At 38.1% G+C, this 18,189-nt stretch carries 16 protein-coding genes and 4 pseudogenes; 12 read left to right on the top strand and 8 right to left on the bottom strand.

The window, feature by feature from the left end; all coding sequences use genetic code 11:
• Window positions 1–2 precede the first annotated feature (2 nt).
• Window positions 3–260 (top strand): hypothetical protein, encoded by a 258-nt coding sequence (locus tag J7E52_RS25545; protein WP_214751218.1) that lies wholly within the window; start codon window positions 3–5, stop codon window positions 258–260.
• A gap of 132 nt (window positions 261–392) precedes the next feature.
• On the opposite strand, the gene J7E52_RS25540 is transcribed toward J7E52_RS25545, so the two are convergent.
• From J7E52_RS25540 to J7E52_RS27640, 7 genes and pseudogenes are all read right to left on the bottom strand, one after another.
• The gene (locus tag J7E52_RS25540; RefSeq protein WP_214751216.1) at window positions 393–725 is read right to left on the bottom strand and encodes a hypothetical protein; all 333 of its coding nucleotides are present in this window, start codon (window positions 723–725) and stop codon (window positions 393–395) included.
• 140 nt (window positions 726–865) lie between these two features.
• A complete protein-coding gene (locus J7E52_RS25535) occupies window positions 866–1,075 on the bottom strand; it encodes a helix-turn-helix transcriptional regulator (protein WP_214751214.1) in 210 nt (69 codons plus the stop codon).
• 196 nt (window positions 1,076–1,271) lie between these two features.
• Window positions 1,272–1,541, bottom strand: a complete 270-nt coding sequence (locus J7E52_RS25530) for an HU family DNA-binding protein (RefSeq protein ID WP_214751212.1) — start codon at window positions 1,539–1,541, stop codon at window positions 1,272–1,274.
• A gap of 403 nt (window positions 1,542–1,944) precedes the next feature.
• Window positions 1,945–2,205, bottom strand: a pseudogene (locus J7E52_RS27645) (DUF8208 domain-containing protein); the annotation flags it as partial.
• Between the two features lie 55 nt (window positions 2,206–2,260).
• Window positions 2,261–2,713 carry a DUF8208 domain-containing protein gene (locus J7E52_RS25525; protein ID WP_214751210.1) on the bottom strand — a complete coding sequence of 151 codons (453 nt, stop codon included), beginning with the start codon at window positions 2,711–2,713 and terminating at the stop codon, window positions 2,261–2,263.
• A gap of 108 nt (window positions 2,714–2,821) precedes the next feature.
• Complete coding sequence (locus J7E52_RS25520; RefSeq protein WP_214751208.1) at window positions 2,822–3,178, bottom strand: hypothetical protein; 357 nt, start codon at window positions 3,176–3,178, stop codon at window positions 2,822–2,824.
• A 367-nt stretch (window positions 3,179–3,545) separates the two neighbouring features.
• A pseudogene (locus J7E52_RS27640) lies at window positions 3,546–3,640 on the bottom strand (IS6 family transposase); the annotation flags it as partial.
• Window positions 3,641–3,826: 186 nt separating this feature from the next.
• Here J7E52_RS27640 and J7E52_RS25515 point away from each other — a divergent pair.
• The 10 genes from J7E52_RS25515 to gnd all read left to right on the top strand — a co-directional run bounded on the left by J7E52_RS25515 (window position 3,827) and on the right by gnd (window position 17,688).
• On the top strand, window positions 3,827–5,167 hold the full coding sequence (locus J7E52_RS25515) for a sensor histidine kinase (protein WP_286198079.1): 1,341 nt from the start codon (window positions 3,827–3,829) through the stop codon (window positions 5,165–5,167).
• The gene (locus tag J7E52_RS25510) at window positions 5,164–5,799 is read left to right on the top strand and encodes a response regulator (RefSeq protein ID WP_214751207.1); all 636 of its coding nucleotides are present in this window, start codon (window positions 5,164–5,166) and stop codon (window positions 5,797–5,799) included. Before J7E52_RS25515 ends, J7E52_RS25510 begins: the two co-directional genes overlap by 4 nt.
• A gap of 423 nt (window positions 5,800–6,222) precedes the next feature.
• A complete protein-coding gene (locus J7E52_RS25505; protein WP_214751205.1) occupies window positions 6,223–7,554 on the top strand; it encodes a peptide MFS transporter in 1,332 nt (443 codons plus the stop codon).
• 735 nt (window positions 7,555–8,289) lie between these two features.
• The gene (locus J7E52_RS25500) at window positions 8,290–10,665 is read left to right on the top strand and encodes a M14 family zinc carboxypeptidase (RefSeq protein ID WP_214751203.1); all 2,376 of its coding nucleotides are present in this window, start codon (window positions 8,290–8,292) and stop codon (window positions 10,663–10,665) included.
• Between the two features lie 697 nt (window positions 10,666–11,362).
• Window positions 11,363–11,854 (top strand): DUF2975 domain-containing protein, encoded by a 492-nt coding sequence (locus J7E52_RS25495; protein ID WP_214751201.1) that lies wholly within the window; start codon window positions 11,363–11,365, stop codon window positions 11,852–11,854.
• 10 nt (window positions 11,855–11,864) lie between these two features.
• Window positions 11,865–12,086: a helix-turn-helix domain-containing protein gene (locus tag J7E52_RS25490; protein WP_214751199.1), complete on the top strand. Its 222-nt coding sequence runs from the start codon at window positions 11,865–11,867 to the stop codon at window positions 12,084–12,086.
• A 485-nt stretch (window positions 12,087–12,571) separates the two neighbouring features.
• Complete coding sequence (locus J7E52_RS25485; protein WP_214751198.1) at window positions 12,572–13,303, top strand: GntR family transcriptional regulator; 732 nt, start codon at window positions 12,572–12,574, stop codon at window positions 13,301–13,303.
• A complete protein-coding gene (gene gntK, locus J7E52_RS25480; RefSeq protein ID WP_214751196.1) occupies window positions 13,296–14,840 on the top strand; it encodes a gluconokinase in 1,545 nt (514 codons plus the stop codon). Before J7E52_RS25485 ends, gntK begins: the two co-directional genes overlap by 8 nt.
• 18 nt (window positions 14,841–14,858) lie before the next feature.
• Window positions 14,859–16,205 (top strand): GntP family permease, encoded by a 1,347-nt coding sequence (locus J7E52_RS25475; RefSeq protein WP_214751194.1) that lies wholly within the window; start codon window positions 14,859–14,861, stop codon window positions 16,203–16,205.
• 79 nt (window positions 16,206–16,284) lie between these two features.
• Window positions 16,285–17,688 (top strand): decarboxylating NADP(+)-dependent phosphogluconate dehydrogenase, encoded by a 1,404-nt coding sequence (gene gnd / locus J7E52_RS25470; protein WP_214751192.1) that lies wholly within the window; start codon window positions 16,285–16,287, stop codon window positions 17,686–17,688.
• Window positions 17,689–17,809: 121 nt separating this feature from the next.
• Here the strand turns inward: gnd and J7E52_RS25465 are convergent.
• Window positions 17,810–17,989: pseudogene (locus tag J7E52_RS25465) on the bottom strand (IS3 family transposase); the annotation flags it as partial.
• A gap of 3 nt (window positions 17,990–17,992) precedes the next feature.
• Between J7E52_RS25465 and J7E52_RS25460 the strand changes: the two are divergent.
• Window positions 17,993–18,169, top strand: a pseudogene (locus J7E52_RS25460) (IS3 family transposase); the annotation flags it as partial.
• Window positions 18,170–18,189: the final 20 nt, after the last annotated feature.

Genomic DNA, 18,189 nt, shown 5'->3' with positions numbered 1-18,189 from the left:
ACATGGCTTTAGTGAATAGTTTTATTATTTCCGTATTTTGTTATTTAGCGTCTTGGAAAGACAGACTTGTCTCTAGTGTGCAAGAATTTAAGGTGCAATATAATGGATGGTTTGTTGTACTAGCAGCAGTTCTTTTGACGCTTGCCTTTTCAATCTATGCAGGCCTTACAATTTGGTGTGTAACTTATAAAGGGATGGCTTTCTCAGGATCTTGGAATTGGAAATTGACAGGGATAAGCGTAAATGCAAAATGTGTGTAATGATGAAAAAGCAGGGGTGCGAGCCCTGCTAATTCAGTAACGACGATGGACTTTCTGAATTTATCAGTTCAGAAAGTCCTTTATTTTTTAACATCTAGTTGCGCTGATGGCAATTAGTAGTAGTTAAAAGCGTTAACTCACATACTCTAAAATAACTTTATAATATATTAAGTAATGAATAACCAATATTGTAAGTAATACATAAATAACCATATCGATATTAATCTGGACTGAAACCATTTGCAATAAAAAGGCGATTACTGTCAATATGGGAATGACGGATGAATAAAACATATAAATTCGCTTAGTCGCAGTATGGTAAATTACTTGCGTACCCTCGTCTTCATCATTAATCTCTGGCGGTTTCAGTGAGAAGGTTTTTCCATTGTTCAACTTTTGATAATAATATGTGTAAATAATGATGAACGTAGAGAAAACAATGTATCCTATTATTATTATACTCAAAAATAAATGAATCCTATACTCACCAATTTCAATAATTGCAAAATTCGGGTTTCTCAAGACGAGATTGATGTACCCAAAGAAGATTAATAAGGTAAAGTAAAAGATAGCCATAATTAAAGGGTGATATAGTTTAAACTTATTCATAGTTTATCATTATCCTCTCTAAGACTGAATAAATCTTCAACCTTACAATCAAAAACTTTAGCCAATTTTAAAGCGAGTACGGTTGATGGAATCATTTTGCGTTTTTCAATAAAACCAATGGTCTGACGTGATACGTGAATTAAGTTGGCTAGTGTTTCTTGAGAATAGTTATACCTTGCACGATACTCCTTAATCCGATTTTCCATTATTTGATCTCTCCTTATAAAATAATGTAAAACATAATAAACATTTTGTAAAGTATATTTACGTAGGAGAGTCGATTTATCTTTTTCCGAGGGGGGTCTTGGTAAATGAAAATAATTCTTTTCACTTTTTAAAATTCACTTAATAATCAGAAAAAGAGACAAAGGGTCACATCCCCTTGTCTCCGTTGTATTAGACTTAAACTGCGTCTTTTAATTTTTTCCCTGCCTTGAAGCTAGGATATTTCGATGCAGCGATCTCCATTTTCTCCCCTGTTTGAGGATTACGTCCAGTTCTTGTTGCACGTTCTTTCACAGAGAAATTACCGAATACTAAAATTTCCACTTTATCGCCATCTTGTAATGCTGTAATGATTGTATCTAATACTGCATCAACTGCTTTTGTAGAATCTTTTTTTGTAAGCTCAGATTGTTGAGCGACTGAGTTAATTAATTCTGCTTTGTTCATCGTTATGTACCTTCTGAAAATAAAGTCCTATCAATCATGGACTCTATTAGGTGCGCCCGGCATGGGTGTAAGCTATAGGGTGGAAGTCCCGAGCCTCGAAGGCAGTAGTAGGGGTTAGCCAAAGACAAGGGTGTCCGTGGCAACGCGGAATCTGAAGGAAGTCGGAGGCAAATCTCCGCCCCAAGGAACACAAACTGCATACAAGGCTAGCTATCATTGAGTAAGTTTGCCTAACAAAACAAAGCTTGTACTGCCGAAGTGATAGAGAGTAAATGCTGGGGGACATGGAGAGAAAGTGTGCATCCATACCCGGGGAGGTCTGATGGAAACGTGAAGTACTCTTCATAACCTGCTTAGTGATAAGTAGCTGAACCATCAGAAGTCAGCTAACATAAAATTCCTCCTACAATACCGGATATTCTCCTAGGGTTACGATGATTGTCCAGAGTTTCGAACTCCACCTATAGTATTTTTCATCCAATACAGTAAACCAGTCATTGTCTAAATCAACTTTTTGTAGGTTACCTACATCATCATATTCCAATCGACTATCGAAAACTTCACGTCCTATCTCAGATATTTGTTGATCATCATTAGAGAAGGTAACGTCACTGTCTATTGTTTGTGTAATATCGATCTTCTGTATTCGGTGTTCAGGAATCTGATTGGGGTGCTTTAGATGAAGTGTTTGCCATCCTGTTGCATCAAATTGTGCAAGATCAGTTTAGATTGTCTTTAATGATTTGGTGACTCATTGAACTGTCACCAGTTATATTAAGTGCATCTGCGGCTTCATCCGTAAACTTGTTCGCTTTATCCATACCTTCACTCAATAAAGCGAACAAAAACATAAGAAGAAAGATGTTAATGGCAATCGCTTCTCGATCTATCTTCTTTTGAAAGATTAATCTGTAACCAGTGTAAAGGAGAGAGAACCCCATTATGATAGCCGATAAGGGGAGCAGCATATGAATAAAATCGTTAATGTCGCTATGGTTAAAAAAAGATTTAAGACCCAATATGGTGTCTGTGATATTAGCTAAAGCATCAACTAGCCAAGCTAGACCATTAATTATTGTCCAACCAATTAGACGGAAGGAATAGTTGATTGGATTGGCAATCTCCAAAAAGACAGAGAATTTTTCGAGTATCCTTACAACTTCTTCATCCATTTTATTTCCTCCTTCGTGGATATGTTAATAGTGTTTATTTCTTAAGCTCTCTATAAAGGTTTGGATGGAAGCGGGAGTTTGTTCTTTTGGAAGGTCTGAGAAGTTAGTTCAGTCTAGTTCAGTCTTTATTTCACCCTCTTGATAAAAGGCTAAGGTTCTTGAATGTTGCATTAGCCCAAGTTTTGTATGGTCGTCATTATATTGGCTTGCATCAAATAGATAGATGTCTAGTTTTTCTTTTTTAGCAATGGATTCTAGCGCCCCTAAATAGTACGCTTCTTCTGTTTCCCTACTTTGATAAGGAGACTTTATATATAATAATCCAGTCTTCTTTTCTTCTATAAATTCTCGAATTTCATTAATATCCGGTGTGATAACTTGTCCATTTCCTCTAATGTCGTTCTTCGTGTAGCCAAGCAATGCAACTACAAACATAATGCTAATAAGCATGAATGGTTTCTTCATTAAATCCCCTCACATTGCTAACTTTTTTGATAACCTTTTTTGATTTTATATTCAAGCGTATTCAATTCATAATGTACTAAATCCAATAAATAGAGAGTTTTACCATCCCATCCAGAGATATAAAAAGCACTCTTAGATGGGCGGCATGATGTAATCATCGCTTAAATCCCTTAATATAGGGGTTTTTAACGAGGATTCAGTCATGAGTGCTCACCTAACATGTGAATATCTTTACTGTGGGAGGCCTTTGCCTGAATAGATGCAACGTAAATTTCTTGTTATGCGGTGAATTCTTAAGAAGACGTTGTAAACGTATTGCAGGCAGTTTTTTTTACACTAATAGAACCCTGCCAAAGAACGGACTCACTTTCCGGACTCTCCTATCCAACTCAGGAACATATTGATGGACCCAAACATAATGGTTGTGTGAGGTATGTATAAGCCTCGTTCCTCTGTTATTTCCATAAAGTCAAGATTACTTGCAAGATGTTCGAGCATTAGAACCCATTTTTTTATCATTTTCATAATGACGAGGAATTTCGTATAATGAGATTTTGGAAGGGTATACATAAATTTAAATAAATACGAAATGAAAGAATTGTGTCACTCTATTCTATAAACAATTAATCTATTAAAGGTGAAATGATTATGATAGCTAGTCTTATGAAGTCTTGGACAATATGGATGAAAATTGGAGTAATTTTATTCGGGGTATTCTTACTATCGTGGTTGGGTCCTGACGAAATTGGCCTGACTGATTTGCTTATTTCATTAAGAGAAGGTGAAGAAACAGGAAATAAATTAATGCTTGCCGTTTTTTTGTTAGTGTCTTTAAATACAATTTTAGCTTTGTTTCATTATATTGGTGCACTGCTGTTGGGAGACGAAATAGGTGCTCGTTTAAACCGTCCATGGTTAAAAATCATCATTCCTCTTATTGTTATTCCTCTCGACTATATCGTGATAAATGCTTATTATTCTTTAATATACTCATTTAGCGCATATGCGTTGTTATTGTTGTTAGCAATCTTATTATTGCAAGCCTTTGAAAAGGATAGGCTAAAGCCAATTATTAAAACGATTATTTGTTCTCAATTAATTTTTGGGATTGAATGGCTGAATGAGATTCCTTCTTTATCTAAATATGGATTTGGCCAAGGATCGATTTCAAAGGAATTAAAAGATATAGCGGTTCAAATTGGTTTTGAGCAATCTTTAACATTGTACAGTTTAACTTTGTGTTTAATTTTTGTTATTAATGCTGTTATTTTAGCTGTGTATTTTTCATTAGCTGAACAAAAGTGGCGGATAAAGCAAGAGCTTCATTATGCGCAGTTAGAAGCAATGCAGTCAAGATCAGGACGAGAAGCACTATATCTGGTCCATGATTTAAAAACACCTCTCACAGCAATTGAGGGGCTAAATTCTTTAATTAGTTTGAAAGTGGACGATTCTAAAATTAAAGAATATTGTCAAAAGATTTCATCATCGATTCATTCCGTTAGCGACATGATTTCCGAGATTTTATATGATGATAAAAAACATTGGTGCCGTATAAAAGATTTAGTTGAATACGTCGAAGCAAGCAGACTGAGCGGGACAAATCTTAATCTGAAAGTAGACTTTCAAACAGATCCTGAAATTAAAATATTAATTAATAAAATCCGAATGACAAGGGCATTAGTGAATTTAATTGACAATGCTTACGATGCAGTGAATGGAATAGAAGATGGCCAGATTTTGCTTAAGGTAAAAACCTATGAAAATGAACTTTGGTTGGGCGTATCAGATAATGGGAAAGGGATTTCACCTAAAGAGCAGGAGAAGATATGGAAAGCTGGGTTCAGTACGAAATCGCATCCAGGGATGGGATTAGCTTTCGTACGACAAGTTGCTAAAGGACATGGTGCATCTTTAGAAATTGACAGCAAGCTTGGACACGGGACAATAATTTGGATTAAACTAGCTGAGAGGAGTGTGTCAAGATGAACATTTTAGTCATTGATGATGATGCATCAATTCAATATATGCTAAGTGAAATTTGTGAATTTGCCGGCTGGAATGTAGATACGGCTAACAACGGAAAAGAAGGGTTAAATGTGTTTGCAGAAAAAGGAGCAGATGTTGTTTTAGTTGATTATCATATGCCGGAAATGGACGGAATAAAAACAGTGGGTGAGCTTCGTAAACTTAATGCTGATGTTCCGATTCTTGTATTAACAGTCGATGAACGACAGGAAATTGCTGATCGCTTTCTTGAAGCAGGCGCAACGGATTTTGCATTAAAGCCTGTAAAAGCGCCTGATATGATTTCAAGAATTCAACTGCATGCTCGCCTTGCAAAATTAACTCAATCAGCTCCGCAGCAAAAATCCAGTGAAGAAAAGGATGTATTTGTAACAAAGGGAATTAGTAAGAGAACACTTTGTCACGTTAGTGATTTTCTACATTCTAATCGTGAACCTTTTTCTGTTGATACAATTTCTAAAGAAGTTGGTTTGGCTTATCCGACCGTCTATCGCTATATTATGCATTTACTTGATGAAGGAAAAGTAGAAATTATTGTGAGTTATCAAAAAATAGGAAGACCGAAAAATTTATATCAATGGATTGTTGAATAAAAAACTGCCTTAATACAAGGCAGTTTTTTATTATAATGGGGGTCTCCGTTGCTGCACAGACCGCTAATGCAGCAAGACTTTTTTTCTTTTTTTTCTGTATTTTTATATTTTCTGATAATATAAAATTATTTTACAACACTAAATATTCTTTGAAATTCAAATGTTTTCATGAATAAAATGAATGAATTGATAAGTTGTTCATTTAGATTTTGCTATCTGATTCTTTTTGCATCAGAGTCAAGATAAAAAAATGTAAACGCTTACTAATTATAGGTTGGAAGTCATGTGTGGCCATCATCGTATTAGGCGTAGGTGGAACGAATCAATAATTTGTCTATTAAAATAAAAACCATGCAATTATTTTGTGAATGTAAACGATTGGTGGATGGTTTAATATTTAACCATATTTAGGGGGACTTTATTATGCAAGCAATATTAAAAAATGATGTTCAGCAGCCAAACCAGCCCAGGAAAAAGCATCCTCCAGGACTGTATATGCTGTTCGCTACAGAGGCATGGGAGCGCTTCAGCTATTACGGAATGAGAGCAATTCTTGTTCTTTACTTAACAGCAACTGTTGTAAATGGCGGGCTTGGAGTCGACAAATCTACGGCTATGGCCATATACGGATTCTTTACTGGTGCAGTCTATATTACGCCAATGATTGGCGGATACTTAACTGACCGTTTCATAGGCAGAAGATTGGCGATCACGATTGGCGGTATTTTAATGGCGCTTGGTAACTTTTCGCTATTCTCAAGTCAGAGTTTGACAGCGCTTTACATTGGTCTTGGTTTATTGATTATCGGTAATGGTTTCTTCAAGCCAAACATCTCGACAATTGTTGGTGATCTTTATGAAGACAACGATCCGCGTCGTGATGGAGCTTTCACCATCTTCTATATGGGTATTAACGTTGGGGCTTTCTTTGCACCATTAGTAGTTGGGCTTATGAGCTATAAATATGGGTTCTTGACAGCAGCAATTGGCATGATTGTAGGGCAGTTAGTTTTCAACTTATTAGGCAATCGCTATTTAGGTGATATCGGTAAAGAACCTACTGGCAAACCGGAAGTTACAGATGGTCAAAAATCAGCTGCACCGTTAACGAAAAGAGAACAAAAACGTACAGCGGCTATCGTGATTTTGGCAGTCTTCGTTATTGCGTTCTGGGCCGCTTTCGAGCAGGCAGGAAGTTCATTGACATTGTATGCCAATGACCAAATTGATCGGAATGTATTTGGTTTTGAGGTTCCAACTGCCTGGTTCCAATCATTGAACCCTTTATTCATCGTGATTTTAGCGCCAATTATGTCTGCTTTATGGTACAAGCTTGGCAGCTCAAAACGCGGTGACTTAAAAACTCCAACGAAGATGGCTCTTGGTTTAGTCACTGTTGGTTTAGGTTTCTTAGTACTGCTTCCTGCTGTTATGTATACAGGAAACGATACAGCGCTTAAAGTAAACATCCTGTTCATGATTGTAACGTATTTCCTTCATACATTAGCCGAATTAATGATTTCACCAGTTGGTTTATCAATGGTAAGTAAAATTGCTCCAATCAAGCTTGCCTCTCTTCTAATGGGAGTATGGCTGGCAAGTTCCGCGGTAGCTAATATGGTAGCCGGCCAATTAGCTGCATATACGCAGTCTTTAGGTTACCTGGAAATCTTCAGTGTAATTGGTTTTGTAACGATTGGTTTAGGTATTGTATTATTGCTTCTTTCGAAGCGGGTAGCAAAGCTGATGAAATAATAAGGAGCTGACCCAAAAGGCATATAATGTGCTATTTGGGTCGAGCTTTTTTTTAGTGTGAAAAATAATAGAATCGGTCCAAACTGGTGTAAGAGGAGTCTCCACAACGACCCAAACCAGAAAGGAACGATATACCCCATGGATAACCGGTTTCGGTGCAGGAAATCCATCCAACTTGCTTGTAAATTATTTATAAATACTAATGCTTCTAAAGTGATGAAAATAGGATAAAAATTCAGTTTCAATTAACTGAAAATTCTTAATCAACACAAAAATGAGTGTATAATATTATAAAGCAGTTATCTAAGTTTGGGTTACTATTTCTTAATAAGGAGGTGATACTCTTAAACATGTATGGAAATTTATTCTTATAGACGAAATATTAGCAGGATGCAGAAAAGGAGAAATTTATTAGTCTAGAAAGGAATTAAAGCAGCTACAGTAGCGGCTGGGAATGCGGGTTTAGATATTGCGTTTCCACAAAGTCGTTCAATGTTTATTTTATTGGGATTCGCTCCTATTGCAACACTAGTTTCGGAAGGTCAACTTTATGTAGCATTACTTGCTGGGGGAGCTTATCAAATTTTATAAGAATATTTTAACGATGTGGTTTGATTAATGTTATGGAATTAAAGCGCTTTCAATGGAGTTTGTTCAGCCTATTTGCCAGTCATTTCGTGTTGTATTCAAATAAACTATGTATTAATTAATATTATACATACTGGAGGTTTTAGGATGAAAAAGAAAAAAGCATTTTCTGGCCTGATGGCTGTGAGTTTACTAACAGTAATTCCGTGGAGTTCTGGACATGCTGAGAAACCTCAATGGACAAATGTGAATACATATGAGGAACAGGACGGAAGCAAGTTTAATAGCGAAAACTATGACTTTGTGAAATTCTCACAAATTGGTTCCAAATTAAAAGAGATTGAAAAACTTTCAAACCGTACGAAAGTTGAAGTCCGTGGAACATCAGCTGATGGAAACCCACTCTACGTTGTCACGATTGCTGACCCAACAACGCAAGGGAAGTTCGGAAAAGTAAAGGCACTTAGAAAGCAAATGTTTAAGAATCCAGGCAAAGCTCAAGAATGGGTTGCCAATAATCCTGACTTTAAAGTTCCAATCATGATTAATGGTTCTATTCATGGGACTGAATTTGTCGGAAGCGATGCAATCCTTCAATTAATTGAACGTTTTGCTACCCAAAATGATGCAACAACCAAAGACGTTTTAGAGAATAATATACTTATATTCAATGTCGTACAAAACCCTGATGGGCGAATTGATGCCACCCGCTTTAATGGCGAAGGAATTGACATAAATCGTGACTTTATCACCCAGTCGCAGCCAGAAACAAAAGAGATGGTTGAGCTCATTAAAGAATGGAACCCGATGGTGTTCCTTGATACTCATGGTTATGTGAAGAATTATCAGCCAAATCTGCAGGGGTTAATTGAGCCTTGTACGCCACCGCATAACCCTAATTACGAGTATGACTTATACGGAAAATGGGCCTATAAACAGGCAGAAGCGATGGAAGCGGAAATAATGAAGGATCATGAGAACTATTCAGGATCCTTGTATCAAAACATGAAAGGTACCTATATTCCGCTGCGCGATGATTCCTCCGGCTGGGATGATTACCCACCAATTTTCACACCAATGTATGCGATGTACCATGGTGCTTACGGTCATACATTAGAAGCTCCAACAAATGATTGGGATGGCGTACGATGGATGTATAATTCGATTATGGGGGCGCTGAAATTTGCAACAGCTAACAAGCAATCCATGATTACTGATCAAATTGAAATTTTTAAAAGAGGAATTAACTTTGACCATCCTTTTCATAAGGAAGGGTTATTTCCAAAAACCTATATACTTCCACTAGACCCTATGGATCCGACTGTTACGAATAAGGCAGTAAATCATTTGATCAATAATGATATTGACGTTGTTCAAGCTGTGAATGCATTTGAAGCGGATGGAGTGTCATATCCAAAAGGAACTTATCTCGTTGAGATGGATCAGGCGAAAGCCGGATTAGCAAACACGATGCTCTGGGATGGGGAAGACATCACGAACGATACCCCAGCAATGTACGACATTTCCGCATGGAGTTTACCGGAGCTTTGGGGATTCGAGGCAGTAGCCATACAAAAACCTATTAAAGTCAATACAACGAAAGTAAACAGAATTACAGGTCAAGGAACGGTTTCAGGTAAAGGCCCGTTTATGATTCCGAATAGTTCTGTCCAATCGGTAAATTTAGTAAATGTATTGCTTAAGCAAGGAATACCTATAGTACGTGATGAACAAGGCAACTTTTTTGCAAAAGCAGTGGCTAATCAGGTATCAGCAGCGGTGAAAGAATCTGGGCTACAGGTTGGAACTGCTGAGGTACCAGCAGATGCAGTGGCTATTACGTCTTTGAAAGTGGCTATATTAAAGGATGGAGGTATCGGTAAACAGAAATCACACGCAGGAACAAAGCTCGCTTTGAATAGACTAGGTTTTGATGTGACAGAAGTTACGCCAGTCGAAGTGGCTAAAAATACCCTTAACGCTTTTGATATTTTTGTCTATAGTGGAACGGAAAGTCTCATTTCTACCAACCTATCTGAAGCTAATAAAGAATTTGGATTACAGACCGACGGGCAATTTAATGCGTTTAAAGACAATGTGACAAGCTTCTTAAATGAAGGAGGCAAATATATAGCTGTAGGTGCTGGTGCATCTAGAGCAACTAAGACACTTGGTCTTACAGACGACATCATTAATGTAGGAGGTTCCAACAGTAATGGTATTGTAAAAGTCGATTATGAGGGAACTGGTTTAACAGCAGGGTATGGAGAGGATGATATCGGCTTTGTCTATCGTCCAACATGGTTCACGGGTACGGATAATGATGAAGTCGTCGCGACCCTTGCAGATTCAGATAATTTCTTCGTAGCTGGTCACTGGAAAAATAACATAACCGCCAAGGGCCAAGCCGTAATCGTAAAAGAACAGAGTAAAGATGTAACTCTTATTGGGTTAGAAGCAGGTTTCCGCGACCACCCGGATTACTTGTTCCGTCTTCTATCAAATGCAATTTTCGATAAATAGTAGAAATAGCCAAAGCGGGATTCAGCAATGAATCCTAAGGGATGCTGCTGAGGCAGCCTTTTTCTTATGATATTAACGTGGTAGTTAATTTAACAAGTTATAAATTGAATAGTTAGTTTAATGTTAAAGAGCATTTCTTTGTAATGAGAAATCATCGGTTTAATCACCCTTTTAGAATCTACAGGGCATTACCATACTTCCGTTATTCAATAATTGAGGAAGGGGGGCTTTACTTCAATAATGGAGTTGCTACGGCAGCTCTTTTTCTTATGGAGCTAACGGGGCAGGTTAGAGGAAGAGGATATTAAAGAAAACAGTCTGAATTTACCTTTATAGCTAATGAAAAAAGTCGATCATGATAGAAGGGACGATGAAAACTTGAAATCAAAAGGAGGTTAGAGAATATAAAGAAATGAGGAAATTAGAAAGTGGCATTTCAATGGCAATCGTACTAACTCTTCTTCCTCCTTATCTTTTAAAAAATAGGAATCTCTTTTTGGCTTATAGGATTATGTATATTTGCTATATTGAATAGTTTAAAGTTATAAAGCATTTCGCTGTAATGTGGAATGCTTTTTATTTTGCATAAAAAATCTATAAACAATAACAATATAATAAAAATCAATAATGTTTTATTGTAAAACGATAAAAAGTATGTTAAATTCAATTTTGACAATAAATAAATGAGGTGCTTTTTATGAAACGAAGTTCAACACTCTTTTTAAAGGTAGCTGTTATTTTTATTGGCATTCCTGTTCTTGCTTTGTGTCTATTTTTGTTGCCTCAGATAGCGAATGAAGCAAATGAAGCAGCAGAAAGAGGTTCGGATTTGGCTTATGTGGTATATGGCCTTTTAATGGTTATGTATGTTTCGGCGATCCCATTTTACTTCGCTTTGTATCAATCCTTTAACCTATTAAGCTATATTGACAAGAACCAAGCTTTCTCGGAATTATCTGTAAGAGCTCTGAAGAAAATCAAAAAATGTGCCATCATAATCAGTGGTTTGTATGTGGTTGCTCTACCATTCGTCTATATCATGGCTGAGGTAGATGACGCACCGGGTCTCGTACTAATCGGAATGGTCATGGTTTTTGCTCCCATGGTGATTGCTGTCTTTGCGGCTGTTCTTCAAAGACTTTTACAAGAAGCCATCGATATAAAATCAGAGAATGACTTAATAGTCTGAGGTGAATAACATGGCAATAATAATCAATATTGATGTGATGCTGGCTAAAAGGAAAATGAGCGTAACAGAACTTTCGGAGAGGGTTGGAATAACGATGGCCAATCTTTCCATATTGAAAAATGGAAAGGCAAAAGCGATTCGACTATCCACGTTAGAAGCGATTTGTAAGGCTTTGGACTGTCAGCCGGGAGATCTTTTAGAATACAAAAGTGACGAGGGCACTCAAGGATAATACAACAAATTACTTCAACTAACGGGGTTCGTTCGTATAAAAGGTCGGCCAGTAAAAATTACTGGCCGACCTTTTTTAATAGAACTTCTTATAGCCAGGGTAGGAAGAACGGGTTCGTGGGATCCCGTGAAGTAAACTGTCGGCCCGTACTTGTAGAAGCATGTTTGAGGCGGGTTGGGGCGTCGATCTCGTATAACAAGCGAAGCTATGACACTACATGGAGGACTAGTGGTACTGGTTATGCCCCAAATGAGGTTGGATTCATTCATACAGTTGTTCGGTGTAGCAGTTAATCCCAAAGTGAACAAAATATTACCATTCTATGTTTCTTCATTATTTTTGCCCCAGGACATTCTAATCTTCCAACAAACTTTGACTTATATTGACGAGAACCTAGTTGTATTCAAAAAACTTGCATTACTAATTATTTTAAGATTATAATACTTGTATACAAGTGTACTTGAACTCTATTAGAAGGTGAATATATGGCTGAATCAAAGGAATTTCTTTATCCTGTAAAGTGGCTTTCAAAAGCTTCAGCTGGTGATCGTGTTACATCCGAGCTTAGAATGCGTATTATTTCGGGGATGATTGAAAGCGGTGCCATTCTATCCGAAAATAAATTGGCTGCTGATTTCGGTGTAAGCCGCTCACCAGTTCGTGAGGCGTTAAAAATACTGGCCTCTGAAAATATCATCCGTTTGGAAAGAATGGGTGCGGTTGTCATTGGGTTAACAGAAAAAAAGTATGCAGAAATTTATGATGTACGTATACTCATCGAAACGTTTGTATTTGAACGTCTAGTAAGGATGAACACGAATGAATTAGTAATGGAACTTAGTAAAATATTAGAAATGATGAAAGTATCCATAAAATACCTGGATGCTGATGAGTTTGCCTATCAGGATGTCCTATTCCACGAAACGATCATTCGATCCATCGATCATTCCTACATCCTGATGATCTGGGATAATTTAAAACCTGTAATGGAAAGTTTGATTCTTCTCTCCATGCGCAGTCGTTTTAAAGAAAAGTATGAAGACTTTACACGAATCATAAATAATCATCAACTTTATATTGATGCGATCAAAACAAAAGATCGAGACATCATGATTAAGTCGTTACATGAAAACTTTGATGATGTTCAAGAGAAGGTTGAAGACTTATGGATGGCCCAACAGATGCTTTCAAAAGGAGTCGAACAAGAAAATGACTAGCTATATGTTAGGTGTAGACATCGGTACAACAAGTACAAAAGCTGTATTATTCACGAAAAAAGGCGATGTTATCCAGCAAGAGAATATTGGTTATCCTCTTTACACACCGGATATGACAACAGCGGAACAAGACCCTGAGGAGATTTTTCAGGCTGTTCTGAAAGCCTTTTCAAATATTACGAAGCAGCATCGAGATAAAAAACCATCGTTTATTTCATTTAGCAGTGCGATGCATAGTGTTATAGCTATGGATGAAAATGACCAGCCGCTAACCCCTTGCATCACATGGGCAGATAATCGCAGTGAAGCATGGGCCCATAAAATAAAGGATGAATTAGATGGGCATGAAGTTTATAAACGAACCGGAACACCGATTCACCCGATGTCACCTTTATCCAAGATCGCCTGGATCGTGAATGATCGCCCGGAGATCGCAACCAATGTTAAAAAGTATATCGGGATTAAAGAATATATCTTTAAAAAGTTCTTTGACCAATATGTTGTTGATTATTCCCTTGCTTCATCGATGGGCATGATGAATCTCAAAAATTTGGATTGGGATGAGGAAGCCCTAAGAATTGCTGGAATAACGCGTGATCAATTATCTGAACTCGTACCAACAACAAAAATCTTTAACAACTGTGACCCGGATTTAGCCAAACAGATCGGGATTGACCCAGAAACCTCTTTTGTCATTGGGGCAAGTGATGGTGTCCTTTCAAATCTGGGTGTAAACGCTATCCGGAAAGGTGAAATCGCTGTCACGATTGGGACAAGCGGTGCGATTCGGACGATTATTGACGAGCCGAAAACAGACGAAAAAGGAAGAATCTTTTGCTATGCCTTAACGGAAAAGCATTGGGTGATTGGCGGGCCGGTAAATAATGGCGGGATGGTCCTTCGCTGGATCCGCGATGAATTTGCTTCTTCCGAGGTGGAAACAGCTAAAAGACTTGGAATTGACGCTTATGAAGTCTTAACCAAGATTGCCGAACGTGTAAGACCAGGCGCTGATGGATTGTTATTTCATCCATATCTTGCAGGTGAACGTGCACCATTATGGAATCCGGACGTACGGGGTTCATTTTTCGGATTAACACTGTCGCATAAGAAAGAACATATGATTCGAGCGGCTCTGGAGGGAGTCATTTACAATTTATACACAGTATTTTTAGCCTTAACTGAATGCATGGACGGTCCCGTGACCCGAATTCAAGCTACGGGAGGCTTCGCAAGGTCGGCTGTTTGGCGGCAAATGATGTCCGATATCTTCGAATCGGAAGTCGTGGTTCCAGAAAGCTACGAAAGTTCGTGCCTGGGTGCTTGTATATTAGGATTATATGCCACTGGGGAAATTGATTCCTTCGAAGTAGTTTCTGAAATGATAGGCAATACTCACAAGCACACACCGAAAGCTGATTCTGTAAAAGAGTATAGGCAGCTGCTGCCGATTTTCATTAACCTATCAAGGGAATTGGAAAACGAATATACACAAATTGCGAATTATCAAAGAAACTTAATAAATGCTGCAAAGTAAAGACATGGGGGGATTACAATGCCGTTAGTTATTGTCGCTTTAGGAATTGTCGCTTTATTAATTTTAATAATGGGCTTAAAATTAAACACCTTTATTTCCTTGATCATCGTATCGTTTGGCGTGGCTTTAGCACTTGGGATGCCACTTGAGGGAATTGTCAAAACCATTGAAGCTGGATTAGGCGGAACACTTGGCCACTTAGCTTTAATCTTTGGACTTGGAGCGATGTTGGGTAAGTTGATCGCAGATTCAGGCGGAGCGCAACGCATTGCCATGACCCTTGTTAAAAAATTCGGTGAAAAGAATATTCAATGGGCAGTCGTAGCAGCATCATTTATTATAGGTGTCGCATTATTTTTTGAAGTGGGATTAGTATTATTGATTCCAATCGTGTTTGCGATTTCAAGAGAATTAAAAGTTTCGATATTATATCTTGGTATTCCAATGGTAGCAGCATTATCCGTAACACACGGTTTCTTGCCGCCGCACCCAGGGCCGACCGTTATCGCTGGTGAATATGGCGCAGACATTGGTCAGGTTTTACTTTACGGCTTCATCATTGCGGTTCCAACCGTTATTTTAGCTGGACCAGTATTTACGAAGATAGCTAAAAGATTAGTACCTGCATCATTTACGAAAACAGGCAGCATTGCCTCTTTAGGAGAACAAAAATCATTTAAACTTGAAGACACACCTGGATTTGGAATCAGTGTATTTACTGCTTTACTTCCGGTTATATTAATGTCAATTGCTACGATTATCACTTTGATGCAAAAAACAATGGGATTTGAAGACAATGGTTTACTGGCAGCTATCCGTTTCATTGGCGAAGCCGGTACTTCCATGTTACTTTCCTTATTATTTGCGGTCTATTCAATGGGATTAGCAAGAAAGATTCCAATGAAAGATATTATGGAATCTTGTACATCAGCGATTCTGCATATCGGAATGATGCTCTTGATCATTGGGGGCGGCGGAGCCTTCAAACAAGTATTGATCGACGGTGGTGTAGGTGACTATGTCGCTGAATTATTCAAAGGAACATCATTATCACCAATCTTGCTTGCCTGGATCATTGCGGCAATCCTGCGTATTTCATTGGGATCTGCTACCGTTGCTGCCTTAACGACAGCTGGTTTGGTTATTCCGATGTTAGGTCAAACGGACGTTAACCTTGCCCTAGTTGTACTTGCTACAGGAGCGGGAAGTTTAATCGCTTCACACGTTAACGATGCTGGTTTCTGGATGTTTAAAGAGTATTTTGGTTTAAGCATGAAGGAAACATTTGCAACGTGGACTTTGCTTGAGACGATTATTTCAGTAGCTGGATTAGGATTCATTCTATTACTAAGCTTATTTGTATAGGCCTTTCCCGGCAGTAAATCCCCCACTTATGGCAGGGATTTACTGCCTATTATTCTTACATAAAAGGAGCAGAAATAAAATGTACAATACAATCGGTGTCATTGGTTTAGGGGTCATGGGCAGTAATATCGCTTTAAATATGGCTAGTAAAGGGGAACAAGTGGCTGTCTATAACTACACAAGAGATTTAACGGATCAGCTTGTTGCTGAATTGGACGGTCAGTCGCTCCATCCTTATTACGAAATCCAAGACTTTGTTCAGTCACTGGAAACTCCAAGAAAGATTTTTCTAATGGTGACTGCGGGTAAACCGATCGATTCGGTGATCCATTCATTACTTCCTCATCTTGAATCAGGAGATATTATCATGGATGGCGGTAACTCCCATTACGAAGATACTGAACGCAGATATGATGAATTGAAATCTAAAGAAATCAGTTATATAGGAATTGGTATTTCCGGTGGAGAAGTCGGGGCGTTAAAAGGACCTTCAATCATGCCAGGCGGAGATAAAGACGCCTATGAAAAAGTAGCTCCGATCCTGACAAAAATCGCAGCCAAAGTAAATGATGATCCTTGCTGTACCTATATCGGCCCAAAAGGAGCAGGTCATTTTGTGAAAATGGTACATAACGGGATTGAGTATGCGGATATGCAATTAATCGCAGAAGCTTATACGTTTTTAAGAGAAAAGTTGCATTTAGAGGTTAATGAAATTGCTGACATCTTTGAAACATGGAATCAAGGCGAACTGAAAAGTTATTTAATCGAAATCACGGCGGAAATTTTAAGGAAGAAAGATGAAGTAACTGGCTTACCTTTGATCGATGTGATTCTTGATAAAGCAGGACAAAAAGGTACAGGTAAATGGACCAGCATGCAAGCTATTGATAACGGAATACCAGCATCGATTATTACAGAGTCTTTGTTTGCTCGTTACATTTCCGCTTTGAAAGAAGAACGGGTTCATGCAGAAAATATTCTAACAGGCCCTGAGAACAATCAGCAAAATTTAGATAAAAATGAGTGGATTGACTATATTAGACAAGCATTATATATGGGAAAGGTTTGTGCATACGCGCAAGGATTTACTCAATATAAAATGACTTCTGAGCTTCAAGGCTGGGATTTGCCTTTAAAGGATATTGCGCTGATTTTCCGCGGCGGTTGCATCATTCGGGCAGAATTTTTAAACGTCATTAGCGAAGCCTATCAAGAGCAGCCGAATCTGGCCAATTTATTGATTTCACCATATTTCGCTGAAAAGGTTGCAAGTTACCAGGCAGGGTTGCGAAAGGTTGTCTGTGAGGGAATAAATTCCGGCATCTCGTTTCCATGTTTAGGATCTTCACTTACTTATTACGATAGTTATCGTAAAGGCATCTCAAATGCTAACCTTTTGCAAGCGCAACGTGATTATTTTGGTGCCCACACCTATGAACGACGTGATTTAGCAGGAGTCTTTCACACAAACTGGCAGTGATGGAAAGTGACAAAAGAGACAATCCTTTCTCAATTACCGTTCATGAATGTAAAACAGTTACTTTACTTCAATAAGAGAGCTGCTTGTGAAGTGAACCCAAAAAGTTAGACACTTTATTTACTTAGGCAGCCTTGAGGGCATGAACCCGGTAATCTACCGGGCTCATGCCTTTTAATTTTACTTTGATTCGTTGATGATGGTAGTAATGGATATATTCTTCTAGTTCTTGTTTGAAATGCTCCATGCTTTCAAATTCTTGAAGATAGAGTAATTCGGATTTTAATAAGCCAAAGAAGTTTTCCTCCGATTGATGAATGAACTAGGATTGAAGTCATTGGTTCGCATGAAGAAATACCGTTCGTACAAAGGGAACATCGGCAAGATTGCGCCCAACATTCTAGCACGTGATTTCAAGGCGGCAAAGTCCAATGAAAAATGGGTAACAGACGTCACGGAATTCCATCTAGCTGGGGAGAAACTAACTGTTTTATGATTGATGCG

This window comes from Bacillus sp. ISL-34 (genome assembly GCF_018613325.1).
Lineage (GTDB): Bacteria > Bacillota > Bacilli > Bacillales > DSM-1321 > Peribacillus.
Note: the sequence above shows the minus strand (reverse complement) of the source record. Positions and strands in the feature narration are given on the sequence as shown.

Excerpts from the sequence above, each read along its gene's own strand:
- J7E52_RS25545 (WP_214751218.1), top strand. The coding sequence starts at position 3 with ATGGCTTTAGTGAATAGTTTTATTATTTCCGTATTTTGTTATTTAGCG.
- J7E52_RS25535 (WP_214751214.1), bottom strand. The coding sequence starts at position 1,075 with ATGGAAAATCGGATTAAGGAGTATCGTGCAAGGTATAACTATTCTCAA.
- J7E52_RS25530 (WP_214751212.1), bottom strand. The coding sequence starts at position 1,541 with ATGAACAAAGCAGAATTAATTAACTCAGTCGCTCAACAATCTGAGCTT.
- J7E52_RS25525 (WP_214751210.1), bottom strand. The coding sequence starts at position 2,713 with ATGGATGAAGAAGTTGTAAGGATACTCGAAAAATTCTCTGTCTTTTTG.
- J7E52_RS25520 (WP_214751208.1), bottom strand. The coding sequence starts at position 3,178 with ATGAAGAAACCATTCATGCTTATTAGCATTATGTTTGTAGTTGCATTG.
- J7E52_RS25515 (WP_286198079.1), top strand. The coding sequence starts at position 3,827 with ATGATAGCTAGTCTTATGAAGTCTTGGACAATATGGATGAAAATTGGA.
- J7E52_RS25510 (WP_214751207.1), top strand. The coding sequence starts at position 5,164 with ATGAACATTTTAGTCATTGATGATGATGCATCAATTCAATATATGCTA.
- J7E52_RS25505 (WP_214751205.1), top strand. The coding sequence starts at position 6,223 with ATGCAAGCAATATTAAAAAATGATGTTCAGCAGCCAAACCAGCCCAGG.
- J7E52_RS25500 (WP_214751203.1), top strand. The coding sequence starts at position 8,290 with ATGAAAAAGAAAAAAGCATTTTCTGGCCTGATGGCTGTGAGTTTACTA.
- J7E52_RS25495 (WP_214751201.1), top strand. The coding sequence starts at position 11,363 with ATGAAACGAAGTTCAACACTCTTTTTAAAGGTAGCTGTTATTTTTATT.
- J7E52_RS25490 (WP_214751199.1), top strand. The coding sequence starts at position 11,865 with ATGGCAATAATAATCAATATTGATGTGATGCTGGCTAAAAGGAAAATG.
- J7E52_RS25485 (WP_214751198.1), top strand. The coding sequence starts at position 12,572 with ATGGCTGAATCAAAGGAATTTCTTTATCCTGTAAAGTGGCTTTCAAAA.
- gntK (WP_214751196.1), top strand. The coding sequence starts at position 13,296 with ATGACTAGCTATATGTTAGGTGTAGACATCGGTACAACAAGTACAAAA.
- J7E52_RS25475 (WP_214751194.1), top strand. The coding sequence starts at position 14,859 with ATGCCGTTAGTTATTGTCGCTTTAGGAATTGTCGCTTTATTAATTTTA.
- gnd (WP_214751192.1), top strand. The coding sequence starts at position 16,285 with ATGTACAATACAATCGGTGTCATTGGTTTAGGGGTCATGGGCAGTAAT.